General features: G+C 38.5%; 12 protein-coding genes. 4 read left to right on the top strand and 8 right to left on the bottom strand.

Annotated elements, in window-relative coordinates; genetic code table 11:
* Window positions 1-27 precede the first annotated feature (27 nt).
* From C502_RS0106740 to aceI, 4 genes are all read right to left on the bottom strand, one after another.
* Window positions 28-462 carry an HIT domain-containing protein gene (locus C502_RS0106740; protein WP_018678066.1) on the bottom strand — a complete coding sequence of 145 codons (435 nt, stop codon included), beginning with the start codon at window positions 460-462 and terminating at the stop codon, window positions 28-30.
* 196 nt (window positions 463-658) lie between these two features.
* Window positions 659-4,120, bottom strand: coding sequence for a transcription-repair coupling factor (mfd, locus tag C502_RS0106745; protein WP_018678067.1), 3,462 nt, complete (start codon window positions 4,118-4,120; stop codon window positions 659-661).
* Between the two features lie 106 nt (window positions 4,121-4,226).
* Window positions 4,227-4,562, bottom strand: coding sequence for a hypothetical protein (locus tag C502_RS0106750; RefSeq protein WP_018678068.1), 336 nt, complete (start codon window positions 4,560-4,562; stop codon window positions 4,227-4,229).
* Window positions 4,563-4,708: 146 nt separating this feature from the next.
* Window positions 4,709-5,137, bottom strand: a complete 429-nt coding sequence (aceI, locus tag C502_RS0106755) for a chlorhexidine efflux PACE transporter AceI (protein ID WP_018678069.1) — start codon at window positions 5,135-5,137, stop codon at window positions 4,709-4,711.
* 87 nt (window positions 5,138-5,224) lie between these two features.
* On the opposite strand from aceI, the gene aceR reads away from it, so the two are divergent.
* The 4 genes from aceR (at window position 5,225) to C502_RS0106775 (ending at window position 9,225) form a co-directional block, all read left to right on the top strand.
* Window positions 5,225-6,124, top strand: coding sequence for an HTH-type transcriptional regulator AceR (gene aceR / locus C502_RS0106760; protein ID WP_018678070.1), 900 nt, complete (start codon window positions 5,225-5,227; stop codon window positions 6,122-6,124).
* 102 nt (window positions 6,125-6,226) lie between these two features.
* Window positions 6,227-7,216 carry a transaldolase gene (gene tal / locus C502_RS0106765; RefSeq protein ID WP_018678071.1) on the top strand — a complete coding sequence of 330 codons (990 nt, stop codon included), beginning with the start codon at window positions 6,227-6,229 and terminating at the stop codon, window positions 7,214-7,216.
* A gap of 72 nt (window positions 7,217-7,288) precedes the next feature.
* Window positions 7,289-7,939 (top strand): leucine efflux protein LeuE, encoded by a 651-nt coding sequence (gene leuE / locus C502_RS0106770; RefSeq protein WP_018678072.1) that lies wholly within the window; start codon window positions 7,289-7,291, stop codon window positions 7,937-7,939.
* A 107-nt stretch (window positions 7,940-8,046) separates the two neighbouring features.
* Window positions 8,047-9,225, top strand: coding sequence for a benzoate/H(+) symporter BenE family transporter (locus C502_RS0106775; RefSeq protein WP_018678073.1), 1,179 nt, complete (start codon window positions 8,047-8,049; stop codon window positions 9,223-9,225).
* A 44-nt stretch (window positions 9,226-9,269) separates the two neighbouring features.
* Here C502_RS0106775 and C502_RS0106780 read toward each other — a convergent pair whose 3' ends face one another.
* The 4 genes from C502_RS0106780 to C502_RS0106795 all read right to left on the bottom strand — a co-directional run bounded on the left by C502_RS0106780 (window position 9,270) and on the right by C502_RS0106795 (window position 13,468).
* On the bottom strand, window positions 9,270-11,102 hold the full coding sequence (locus tag C502_RS0106780) for a monovalent cation:proton antiporter-2 (CPA2) family protein (RefSeq protein ID WP_018678074.1): 1,833 nt from the start codon (window positions 11,100-11,102) through the stop codon (window positions 9,270-9,272).
* Window positions 11,103-11,218: 116 nt separating this feature from the next.
* Window positions 11,219-11,938: an MgtC/SapB family protein gene (locus tag C502_RS0106785; RefSeq protein ID WP_018678075.1), complete on the bottom strand. Its 720-nt coding sequence runs from the start codon at window positions 11,936-11,938 to the stop codon at window positions 11,219-11,221.
* A gap of 360 nt (window positions 11,939-12,298) precedes the next feature.
* A complete protein-coding gene (locus C502_RS0106790; protein ID WP_018678076.1) occupies window positions 12,299-12,715 on the bottom strand; it encodes an RDD family protein in 417 nt (138 codons plus the stop codon).
* A 66-nt stretch (window positions 12,716-12,781) separates the two neighbouring features.
* On the bottom strand, window positions 12,782-13,468 hold the full coding sequence (locus C502_RS0106795; protein ID WP_018678077.1) for a dienelactone hydrolase family protein: 687 nt from the start codon (window positions 13,466-13,468) through the stop codon (window positions 12,782-12,784).
* Between the last annotated feature and the right edge of the window lie 78 nt (window positions 13,469-13,546).

Genomic DNA, 13,546 nt, shown 5'->3' on the forward strand with positions numbered 1-13,546 from the left:
AGACTGTTTTTTATTCTATTTTCTAAATCAGTCCATACGCCAGTCAAACGGCATATCGCCTTGACCACGTAATGCAAGCATTAATGTCTGACGCATATGTGCAAGTACATCATTGCTATAAGGTACGGCTGGCGTTCCCCAAACTGGTTTAGGCCATGCAACATCATTTTGATAGCGTACAACATGATGAAAATGCAGTTGTGGTACAACGTTACCGAGTGCTGCAACATTCATTTTGTCTGCACGGAATACGCGCGCCAATTGGCTCGATAACCAGCTTGATTCACGTAAGAACTGTTCCTGATCAGCTTGGCTAAGCTCATATAACTCGGTGATTCCTGGTACACGTGGTATAAGAATCAACCATGGAAATTGCATATCATTCATTAAACGACATGTTGAAAGCGGAAAGTCGCCTACAAAAAATGTATCTTGAGCAAGTTGTGGATGCAAACTAAACATATCTTTATAAATGATGCAGAATAATGATGATCCATACTATCACATCAGTTTTGATGTGAATATTATTAGTCGCCTGTTTGATTACAAATAACAATGATTTTCCTCATTTATTAGATCGACATCTGACAAAAAGCAAATTCTTTGCTTAAAGGGAATCAAAGCTGTTCAATTCGTCAGCAAAAAATATACTTTTCAACTAACTATACAGCTCATTTAGCAATTTATTTAACAAATCAACAATAAACTGAATTCGCTTATCATACTCAGCCAATTGCACTGTGACCTTCAAGCGCTGTCCTCCTTCCATACGATAATAGGTTGGATTTTTTTGCATTAACTGAATAATGCTGATCGCTTGTACAGGAGTATCTGGTGAAAACTCGATATAGCCACCATTACTGTTCACATCAATTTTGGTAATCCCGAGTTGTTCTGCTCTCAAACGCAATTGATGCACACTAAACAATTGTTTGACCGACTGTGGTGGAATACCAAAGCGATCAATCAACTCCATACGGATGTTGTCGAGTTTCTCTTGTGTATCCGTATTACTAATGCGCTTATAGAACAACAAACGCTGATGCACATCACCTAAATAGTCATCTGGAATCAAGGCTGGCATATGTAGATTGATTTCAGCAGTCAATGACAAAGGTGCATCAAAGTTTGGTGTTTTGCCTTTTTGAATGGCTTTGGTCGCTTTCTCGAGCATTTCCATATACAAGCTATAACCAATCGCCTGCATTGAACCACTTTGCTGTTCACCCAGTAATTCACCTGCACCACGAATTTCCAAGTCTTCAGTCGCCAACATAAAACCTGCACCTAACGTCGAGGCACGCTGAATCGCATCTAAACGTTTTTCAGCATCACCTTTGAGGTGTTTAAGTGATGGAACAAGTAAATAAGCATACGCTTGGTGATGTGAACGACCGACGCGACCACGTAATTGATGTAATTGCGCCAAGCCCAACTTATCGGCTCTTTCAATGATAATGGTATTGGCATTCGGTACATCAATACCCGTTTCAATAATGGTTGAACAAACAAGTACATTATATTCTTTGTGATAGAACTGCTGCATGACCTGCTCAAGTTCACGTTCGCGCATTTGTCCATGTGCAACTGCAACACGTGCCTCAGGAACTAACGTGCGAATCGTTTCTGCTGCTCGTTCAATGGTCTCAACTTCATTATGTAATAAGTAGACCTGACCACCACGTAACAACTCACGCAAAATCGCTTCTTTGATTGAATCATCTGTATGTTCTTGAACAAAAGTTTTGACTGCTAAGCGACGTGCTGGTGGTGTAGCAATAATTGAAAGATCACGCATTCCTGAAAATGCCATATTCAAGGTACGTGGAATAGGTGTTGCTGTGAGTGTCAGCATATCCACATCGGCACGAAGCGCTTTGATACGCTCTTTGTCACGAACACCAAAACGATGCTCTTCATCGACAATCATCAAACCTAGATTTTTGAATTGAATGTTTTCTTGCAGAATTTTATGCGTTCCCACCACGATATCGACTTTACCTTCGGCTAAGTCTTCAATCGTTTTCAGATGCGTTTTATTACTGCCAAAACGAGACAGTACTTCAATACGCACCGCCGTATCAGCAAAACGATCTTTAAAGGATTCATAATGCTGTTGTGCCAATAAAGTCGTCGGCACTAATACAGCCACTTGTTTGTTATTTTGTACTGCAACAAAGGCTGCTCGCATTGCCACTTCAGTTTTACCAAAACCAACATCACCACAGACCAAACGATCCATCGGTTTAGCCAGTTGCATATCGTGTAAAGTCGCATCAATCGCATTGGCTTGGTCTAAGGTTTCTTCATAGGCAAAACCACTGGAAAATTGCATATAACCCATATGATCTAGCTCAAAAGCAAAACCTGGCTTCGATTGACGGCGTGCCTGAATATGTAATAACTCAGCCGCCACATCATGGATTTGTTCTAAGGCTTTACGCTTGGCTTTACTCCATGTATCTGTACCTAATTTATGCAAAGGTGCCAGGTCAGGATCGCCACCACTATAACGACTAATCAGATGTAAATTGGTGACAGGCACATAAACTTTTGCACCATCAGCATAATCGAGCTGTAAAAACTCGTGATCCTGTTGATCAATTTCTAAGGTAATTAATCCAGCATAACGCCCAACCCCATGATCAATATGTACCACAGGCGCACCAATACTCAGTTCGGTTAAGCTCCGAACAAGAAATTCTTCAGAAACTTCCTGCTGACGCTTACGGCGACGCTGCATCACACGATGTTCGTAGAGCTGATTTTCAGAAATCACTGATAATTGATTGGTCAGCAACAAACCTCGATCTAAAGGTGCATTGGTAATCGCAACCTGCAACTTCTCTTTTTGGAATTGGACAAAACTTTCAACTGTTGTGATTTCACCTAGAACTGAACGCAATGCATCTTTTAAAGTCTCACGCCGACCTGCACTTTCCGCGACCAATAACACAGGATGTTTAACTTGGTCGATATAATGTTTAACTGCTTCAAATGGCTGTTCTTTTTTAGGATCAACTGCAAGCTTAGGCGGTTGTTCTGCTGAAAGATTCAGAACCCCAGCTTTTTCATCAAATACTTCCGCAGAAGCCAAAATTCTTGGAAATTGATTTAATGCCTGTAACACATGATTCGGCATTAAAAAAAGATCTTCAGGTGGCAGAATTGGTTGGTCGATGTTATGACGACGATCTTCATAACGACGCACCACTTCTTTCCAGAAATTGATTAATTCGTCTTCGACTTCATTATTTGTAATGACAACGCAATGCTTTGGTAAGTACGTCATAAGCATACTTTGCGCTTCCATGACCTTTTTCTCAAAGAATAAAGGTAAATAGAACTCTAATCCTGGCGTTGCGATTCCTTCAAGTACATCTTGATAAATTGGATTTTTCTTAGGATTCGCAGTTGGAAAGCTCTCGGCATAGCGATCTCTAAACGTGGAGCGCCCTTCTTTCAGTGGAAATTCTTTTGCAGGTAAAACGGTGAAGTTTTTTAAAGATTCTGTAGTTCTTTGTGTTTCAGGATCAAAGAATTTTAAACTTTCAATTTCGTCATCAAATAAGTCAATTCGAATGGGTTGATCTTGTCCAGATGCATAAATGTCCATGATGCTACCACGAACAGCAAACTCCCCATGATCATAAACAGTATCAACCAAACGATAACCTGCCTGAACCAATTGTTTTTTCTGCACTTCCAAATTAAGTCGTTGTCCAACTTTAATATCAAAGTGTTCACCCACCACCCATGAATACGGTGCAACACGTTGGGCCAAAGTACTTGCAGAAACCAGCAGAATACCCTTTTGTGGCATATTCGATAAAATCGCCAAACGTTCCGACACAATATCTTGATGCGGAGATAAACGATCGTAAGGCAAGATTTCCCAATCAGGAAAAATCGTTGGTTTTATCCCGTAAAATTCGAGTTCACTTTCGAGCTGAGCAAGATGCTGATTATTTCTCGCAACAATCATGTATAGGTTTGGACTTTGCGCGGCAATTTCTTTGAATAATAATGCTGCTGACGATCCAAGTAAGGAACCAATCCAGCGTTTTTCGCCTGCTTTGAATTGTTTTAAGTTTAATTGAGAAATTTCTTGTTGAAACATAGAGAAAATCATGTAATCGAAAAGACAATGCGCTTAGTTTAGCATGGAGTTTTTTACGGATTTAAATTTTCTCAATTAAAATATTAAGCTGTTTGAAAATCTTGAGCTACATCAAAAAGGCAGAAAAAGATTTACATTTAAACATCAGGTTATCATCCTCAATTTGTCGAACCTCGTAGTTCACATTTTCCCATCTGTTACTATCCTTTTCTATCACTAATGACATAAATTGTTGAAAATTACTTTGAAAACTATCATTTAAGTTTAGACTAGACACATAGTAAAAAATCACATTCAATTTTTGTGAGCTTGTATTCATCAAATCTTTAGAGAATACTAAAGTTAAGTTATAACAAGCATTTAAATCATCATATTCGATCTTAAAAAGTTCTACCTGATCGAAATTTGCAAGCCATTCATTTGCTTCACTTACGTTCAACATATTTATCTCCCTATTAAATTTATTCAGTCTACCGAATAAGATCCCATATTTAAAACTATCATTTTTTCAATAACGCTTAGGCTATTTAAAACTTAAAAAGAAACATTCTCTTGAAAATTCAAAAGAATGTTTCCCACAACCAAACTTTAAGATGCAAATTTTGCATCAGGAAAGAAACGTTCTTCTACTAAGTCATAACACCATTGGAAGATAAATGTATAAACCAAGATACACATCGTCAAACCAAAATCTAAAATCAATGCATCTATAAAACTCATCTTCATCATATAAGCGATAATTGGAATCGTTGCGAGCATCAAACCGCCTTCAAATCCAACCGCATGTAGAATTCGAACTGGGATCGTTCTTTCCCACTTATATTTATGTTCCACTTTTTCAAAGTAATGATTGAAGATCATGTTCCAAAATACGGAAATCACAGCCATAATCGTACCTAAAACACCTGTTACTTCTAGTGGCATACTAAAAATAAAACTTAACGCAATTGCGATGATGACCAATAAGATCACTTCATAGCTAATTGCATGAATGAGTCTTCTTCTGGAAATCAACATTTTCTAACACTCTTTTGTTTGGATATACGCCATTTTATTTTTATAATTTTGATTAATCCAATTAGGTTCTTTCAGTTTTTTTGACAGATGAATATTAATCAAGAACAACTTCTGATGTTTCAAACTGTCATTGAGACAGGTTCATTCTCTGCGGCTGCGCGGAAACTCGGCAAAGTCCCTTCGGCAGTGAGCATGTCAATTGCCAATTTAGAAATTGATCTCAATCTCAATTTATTTGAGCGAATTGGACGTGAGCCAAAACCAACTTCTGCGGCAATGGTTTTATATGAGAAAACCCAACAGCTTTTGATTGAAATCAATCAATGGAAACAGCACGCTCATGCACTCAGCACTGGACTAGAGTCAACCTTAAACATTGTCGTGGTCTCTGAATTGCTGCATACCAATTGGACAGATTACATTACGTTGCTCGAACAACATTTTCCGAATCTAACCATTAATATTTTTTCTGCTCCTCAAGAAGATGCTTTACAGATGTTGCTCGATCAATCTGCGCAACTTGCACTGATGTTTGAACGAGAACAATTAGATAGTCGTGAACAATTTGTTGAATTAAAACGAGAAGCTCTTGTTCCAGTGATTGCTCAAGGTCATGCTTTAGCTCAATTTGAGCAAATTTCCTTTGAGCAAATGGTGCAGACGCGCCAAATCGTGGTGGCTAGCCGTGACCATAGCATCAAGCCAGAACTACTATTTTCTAAAGATTATTGGCGCACAGATAATCATCACTCTGCGTGTATGATGATTATTCGAAATTTAGGTTGGGGAGTTTTACCCTTAGAAATGTTTAATGAGAATCCTGAACTAAAGAAAAAATTAAAAGTTTTGGAACTTTATGATTTCACCCCCAAGTTTGAATACTATGTCGATCTAGTCTGGAGTCGAGAAAGCGAGTTAGGTGTTGCTGCTAGATTTTTGATTGAGCACATTCGACAACAACGGCAACAACCTAGGAAAAGCGACTAAATCACTCAGGTTTAAATGTATTGAAAGCGATGCTTTGCTTTCCTGTAGATTGTGCTATAAAGAAGTTATCCATAATTTTGTTTAAGTAAGAACGCTATATCAATGACTCAGACTGCATTACACCAATTAAAAAATTTAACAACCGTTGTTGCCGATAGTAGTGATTTAGAAGCGATTGAAAAATTTCGTCCCTTAGATGCAACAACCAATCCATCACTCATCACCGCTGCGGCTGAACAATCTGAAAGTAAACAACTGATTGAAGATGCTTATACACAAGCAAAACAAGAAGGTTATCAAAGTGATGAACTGATTGAACGTACCATTGATATTTTGACGGTGAAGTTTGGCGTTGAAATTTTAAAATTGATTGATGGGCGTGTTTCAACTGAAGTCGATGCTTCTCTTTCTTATGATACTGATGCGACAATTGCCAAAGCACGTGAACTTTCTAAACTTTATCAAGGTTATGGTATTGAGCAATCTCGTATCTTAATCAAGATCGCATCAACGTGGGAAGGCATTCAAGCAGCTAAAGTTTTAGAGGCTGAAGGGATTCCATGTAACTTAACATTATTATTTGGTTTACATCAGGCTCAAGCTTGCGCAGATGCAAAAGTTACCCTAATTTCTCCTTTTGTCGGTCGCATATTAGACTGGTATAAAAAAGCGGAAGGCGTTGAGCAATACCCGATCGAAAACGATCCAGGTGTTCTTTCAGTCAAGAAAATTTATAACTATTACAAGCAACACGGCATTGTGACACAGGTCATGGGTGCAAGTTTCCGTAGCACAGCACAAGTCCTTGGTTTAGCAGGTTGTGACTTACTCACCATTGCACCAAATTTATTGGCTCAACTTGAACAAGATCAACAAGTTGTTGAAGCTCAACTCAGCTCAACTTCGGCGCAACAAGCTGAAAAAATTGAACGTATTGCTCAAACCAAAGAGAGTTTTAAAGCTGAACTTGAACAAGATTTGATGGCTTTCCAATTACTACAAAGTGGTATTGATGGCTTTATCAAAGCACGAAATCAACTCAGTACATTGCTGCGTCAGTCTTTTGGTATTGATGCCGAGATCCAAGCATAATTAGTTTATTTTTCACCTATAAAAACCGATTTTTGTTATATTAATGAAAATCGGTTTTTTAATGAGTAGGTTGTGTTCGGCGTAACAGATTTAACTACATTTATTATTGGTACAATCTTAATTGTGTTATTGCCTGGCCCAAACTCTTTATATGTCATGTCGGTCGCTTCACGTTACGGCATTCGTACAGGTTATGCAGCGGCATGTGGCGTATTCACAGGTGATTCTATTTTAATCCTGTGTACGGTATTAGGTGCAGCGTCATTATTAAAAGCCTTTCCGATTTTATTTATCGTTCTCAAGTTAACAGGTGCTTGTTATCTCGCCTATCTAGGCTTCAAACTATTACAAAGTGCATATCAGACATGGAATAAACCACCACACCCTACTGAAATGGCGGATTTACCTCGTTTAGATCAAATTCATCCCTATCGTACTGCGCTCAGTATCAGTTTACTCAATCCTAAAGCGATTCTGTTTTTCCTGTCTTTTTTCGTTCAATTTGTACAACCCAATTATGCTTATCCAGCACTCAGCTTCCTGATCTTAGCCATCATTGTGCAACTGGTCAGTTTTACCTATCTGACTGCTTTGATTTTTTCAGGTGTTAAATTAGCAAACTTTTTCAAACATAATTATAAACTTGCCGCTGGAGGTGTTTGTAGCGTGGGGATTTTATTCTTTATGTTTGGATTACGACTAGCAACGTCCACCCTTGCATAACTCTGTTTTGATCATATGATCAATTAATTCAATCATTTTAAAACTACGATTTCCACCAAATTAACGATATACTTTTCAACAAATTTTAATCAAGTATAGATGCATTGATGCAACGTCTAATTCAAGATTTTTCGATTCCTGCCGTTTTTGCTGGCTTTATTACCTTTCTGATTGGAATAAGTGTTTCTGCGGTACTGGTCATTCAAGGGGCGCAATCTCTCGGTGCAAATACAGCACAAATTAGCTCTTGGTTTTGGGCATTAGGTTTGGCGATTGGATTATCAGGACTTATCTTATCTTGGAAATATAAATATCCTGTTGCAACCGCATGGTCGACGCCCGGAATTGCTTTAATTATTGCATCCTCAGGGCATTATGACCTTTACGAAGCGATTGGTGCTTTCTTAATTTGTGGCGTCGCGATCGCAATCGTTGGATTTTCAGGCATTTTTCAAAAGCTGTTGGCGCATATTCCTCAAAGCCTCACATGTGCCATGCTTGCAGGAATTTTATTAAAATTTGGGATTCAAATCTTTAGCAGCTTAGAAAGTCAGCTCGGTTTTATCTTGAGCATGTTAGCAATTTATCTTGTTTCAAAACGCTTATTACCTCGTTATAGCATTGTACTGACGGTGATTTTAGGTGCAATGATTTGCCCTCTATTTATTGATTTTCAATTACATTCAATCACTTGGTCTTTCACCCAACCTGTATGGATGCAACCTTCATTCTCATGGTCTGCATTACTGGGTCTAGCCTTACCCTTGTTTGTCATCAATATGACTTCTCAAAATTTGCCCGGTATCGCCATGATCAAAAGTTATGGTTATCACCCACACGTTAATCAATTAGTAGGTTGGACAGGTATTGCGCATACGATTTTCGCCCCTTTTGGTTGCTTCTCGATAAATTTAGCCGCGATTAGTGCAGCGGTCAGCTTAGATGATCAAGTACATCCTGATCCGAGCAAACGCTATATTGCAGGTATAAGCTGTGGTTTGTTTTATATTTTAATGGGGCTTTTCGCTGCAACCTTAGTCAGTTTGCTCATGTCATTTCCGCCTATTTTTATTGTTGCACTTGCAGGTATTGCCCTATTTGCCACAATTAGCCATAACATTGCAGTGGCTTTTGCAAACGTAGAAGAACGAGAAGCAGCATTACTCACCTTTTTATGTAGTGCATCAGGAGTTCAATTTTGGGGAATTGGCTCTGCATTTTGGGGGCTTTTATTGGGTATTTTTGTTTTAGTTTTATTCAAATTTAAATTAAAAAATCAGTCTTAGTTCAGGCTAAGACTTATTTAAATCTATTTTAGTCGAGAGTTTATTTACTTCTGCTCTCCATCCTTTTCAGTTTCTTCACCATTTAAAATTCGTCCTGCTTGTTTAGGTCGAATCAATGGTGCTGTAGGTCGAGGATGAGAGTGGGAGTATTGTAAACCCACCCCTGCATAGACATCATCAGCAGCAATTTCTGTTTCAAAACGCTCATTATCACGTTCTCGAATTTCATTTGAGATCATACGAACCTCATCTTCATCGACACCCAGTTGTTCTAAAATCACTTCACCGAATTTAATCGCAGATTCAAAGGTTTCACGAATCATATAATCGACTTGTTGTTTGACCAAATGTAGTGAATGTTCCCGATCATAAGAACGAACCAAGACTTTGGCTAATGGAAATTCATGTGTCACCAATTCCACAATGCGATTGGTTGTTTGTTTACTGTCGACACAAATTACGATTGCTTCTGCCGTCGAAGCCCCTGAAGCATGTAAAATATCGAGACGACAACCATCGCCGTAGTAGATTTTAAAACCAAATTTTTCTGCGTTTTGAATCATATCGATATCATTATCAATAATCGTGACATCAACTCCTCTTGCTAAAAGCAATTGACTGGTTACCTGACCAAAACGACCAAAACCAATCATTAGAATACTGCCACTTAGACCTTCAGCTATATCGACGTTATCAAGAGAAACTGAATCTTTGGTTTCGGTAAATCGTTTAAAAAGAATGCCTAAGATTGGGGTCAGTATCATAGACAGTACAATAATTGCTGTTAGATTCGATTTAACTGTATTATCAATCACTTGGGCAGTGACCGCCGCAGAAAATAATACGAATGCAAACTCACCACCTTGAGCCATCAATAAGGCACGATCCAAAGCTTCCGTATGCCGACTTTTGGTCAGACGAGCAACGATATAAATCATGAGTGATTTAGCAAACATCATTGTAACTACGCCACTCAAGATCAATTGCCAGTTTTGCTTCACGATTGATAAATCTAGTGACATTCCAACACCAAGGAAAAATAACCCCAATAGAATTCCTCTAAATGGCTCAATATCAGCTTCAATCTGATGCCTAAAAGTTGATTCTGATAGCAACACGCCTGCAAGGAATGCCCCCATTGCCATAGATAAGCCACTGACTTGCATCAATAAAGCAGCACCCAACACCACTAAAAGTGCAGCAGCCGTCATCACTTCTCGTGCTTTTGCAGCAGCAAGCAATCTAAATAAAGGATTGAGCAACCAATAACCTGCGGCGATTAAACCTGCAATTGCAATTAAACCAATACCGATATTTTCCAAACGTGCTGAGGTACTTTCCACCACATGATTCGGTGCCATAAAAGCAACAACTGCCAGTAATGGGACAATCAATAAGTCTTCAAACAACAAAATTGCGACAATTTTTTGACCTTGTGGCTGTGCGATATCACCACGATCACCCAAGAGTTGCATCACAATTGCGGTAGACGTCAGTACAAAACCTGCTGCACCAATAAATGCAACTTGCCATTTAAATCCAAATAAAAGCCCAACACCTGTTAATGCCAAAGCACAAGCAATAATTTGCAAAGTCCCTAAGCCAAAAATCTCACGCCTGAGACTCCATAAATGTGAAGGCTGCATTTCCAGCCCAATCACAAATAAGTACATGACAATACCCAACTCTGCGATATGCAGAATTGAGGCTGAGTCATGGAAAAAAGCAAAGCCAAATGGACCAATGACCAATCCCGCGATTAAATAACCAAGAACTGAGCCTAAGCCAATTCGTTTAAAAATAGGAACGGCTATTACAGCCGCAGCCAATAAAACAACAGGCGCGATTAAACTCATTGAGTGTGCTTCTGAACTCATACTGTTCTCATTTTTATTCGTCTAAAGTCATTCTAAGTGAAACAATAAAAGACTTATATATCATTTATGAGACAATGCTTCCCAACATAATGATGCAAAACAATCCGTTATAGACCTTAATTAATGGCGTTTTTATCCCAAAATGCTTGGCGGATTTGTGGCATCGCATTGAGGTGATTAATGATATGCTGCGCTTCTTCTGCCTCAATCGAACTCGCAATCAGCGTTACTTCTATCTCAACTTCCGTTTCACCAAATGGCGTTACATCAATATCTTTGGCAGGATAATTATGATGTTTCAAAGTTAGATTCAGCTCGTCCATGACTACCTTACTCTGAGTACGATCACAAATAATATAGATGACATGTAAGACTTCAGTTTCATCATCTAATGGACGGCGATCTATGGCATGAACAATAGGTCTTAACAGCGTATTCGCGGCTAAGATAAAACCTGTTGCCAAAACTGCCTCAACAATCAAATCAGCACCTGCCGAAGCACCCACAGCAGCAGAACACCATAATGTCGCAGCCGTATTTAAACCATGAATATTACCTTCTTGGCGCATAATCACACCTGCACCTAAGAAACCAATTCCAGAGACGACGTAAGCAATCACGCGAACTGCTCCATCGGCTCCAGTCAAATTAATTGCAATATCAACAAAAATTGCCGCCCCCACAGCAACCAAAACATTTGTTCTAAGTCCTGCTGTACGTTGTCGATACTGGCGTTCAAACCCAATCAATGCACCTAAAATAAATGCAACTGAAAGGCTAATTAAAGTATCGACAATATTGGATAGGTCTGTATTTTGTAGAAATTTTAATGACATCTTTTGCTTACTCTATTTAGATTTGATGATTCCGGTCAGTAAAATGAATGCCCACCTGTTTAAAGATTGTAGATAAGCAAAATCTCATGGCAATTTACCAAAGACCATTTTTACTGCTAGGTAAGTTTGATGGATGAATCATATTCTTATCATTGCTATCTCATTGCAAGATAACAGCATAAAATGGCTAGCTTGCTCAGTCTTCGCTTTGATTGAATTGATAATTCAATCCAAACCTCAAACAACTATCCATTTCATACACCTATTATATAAATTGGGAAAATTGTAAGGCTTGCTCAATAATTAACAAACCTTATTTTGTGAGTTTTTTATTTCAATATAAAAAACTCAACTATTTAATTAAAGCTCTCTGACTACCACTGTTTTTGCCATTTTGTCATGCCAGCCTTGTTTCTTAGAATCAAAAGCTACCCAAATTAAACCAATAAAAAATACGAGAAATGCAGGTAAATAGCCAATATAACGAATAATCCCTTGACCAACAGTTACATTTTCTCCAGTCCTTTCGTCTAAGACTTTCAAACGCAACAAACGCTTACCAGGGGTTCCAGCAAATTTAACCCAGCAAAAGACACAAAAAGCAGCGATTAGAATTTGCCAAATCCAATCTGTTCCTGAACTTAACTCAGATGAATAAGCTGATTCCCACCCTAGAATCATTCCAATTGGAAGCAATGCGACAAGAATGATAATGTTATCAATCATTGAGGCACCTAAACGTATCCAAAAACCTGCATATTCATATTTATGTGACATTTTCCCCTCACTTTTATTTCTATAGAATATAAATGCTTATAAATGATCGCTTTATCAGCATAGCATTTATACAATATTTTGTTTTAATTCACGCTCAAAAAAATCAACGGTACGTTGCCAAACCACTTTCGCCTCAGGTAGCCCACGACTCACACTACGAAAACCATGTGGCATATGATAAGTATAAGCCTCAACACGATCACCCAATTGCTGAATCAGCTTATTGCGCTTAGTGGCAGGACAAAATGGATCAACCGTCGACCAATGTCCTTGTAGCATACGAACCTCATCTAAAGATTCATTGTTCGGTACACCCGCACCTTGAATCCCTAATGAATGGTGATAAACCACAGGTGCAAGCATATCTTCACGCTTTGCCATTTGAATGACATAACCACCTGTTAAACATTGACCTAACATGCCTAAACGACCATTCGATCGTGGATCGGTTTTGAGTGCATCAAGCAGCACATGCATCTCTTGATTGACTTCACTATCTGCTGCATTGATTCGCCCAGCCTTGCTGACCATGGCCCGAATACAATATTTAACTGCACCACCACTGAACAAATTAGGTACATAAACCAAATAGCCGCGATCGGCCAAGTCTTGAGCATCTTCTCTATACACATCAAGGATACCGAATAATTCATGTAACAATAATATGGCAGGCAGTTTTTCTGAATTTTGTGTAGATGAATACACTTCAACTTCAATCTGACGTGTCAGTAATGTGATTGTTTTTATTTCCATTTCCACTATCTACTTCATTAGAATGACTTTCATACTATTAATGACAATGTTGATTGTCAAATAAAAAAGAGCATCTTT

Origin of the sequence: Acinetobacter tjernbergiae DSM 14971 = CIP 107465, from assembly GCF_000374425.1 — a bacterium.
GTDB lineage: Bacteria > Pseudomonadota > Gammaproteobacteria > Pseudomonadales > Moraxellaceae > Acinetobacter > Acinetobacter tjernbergiae.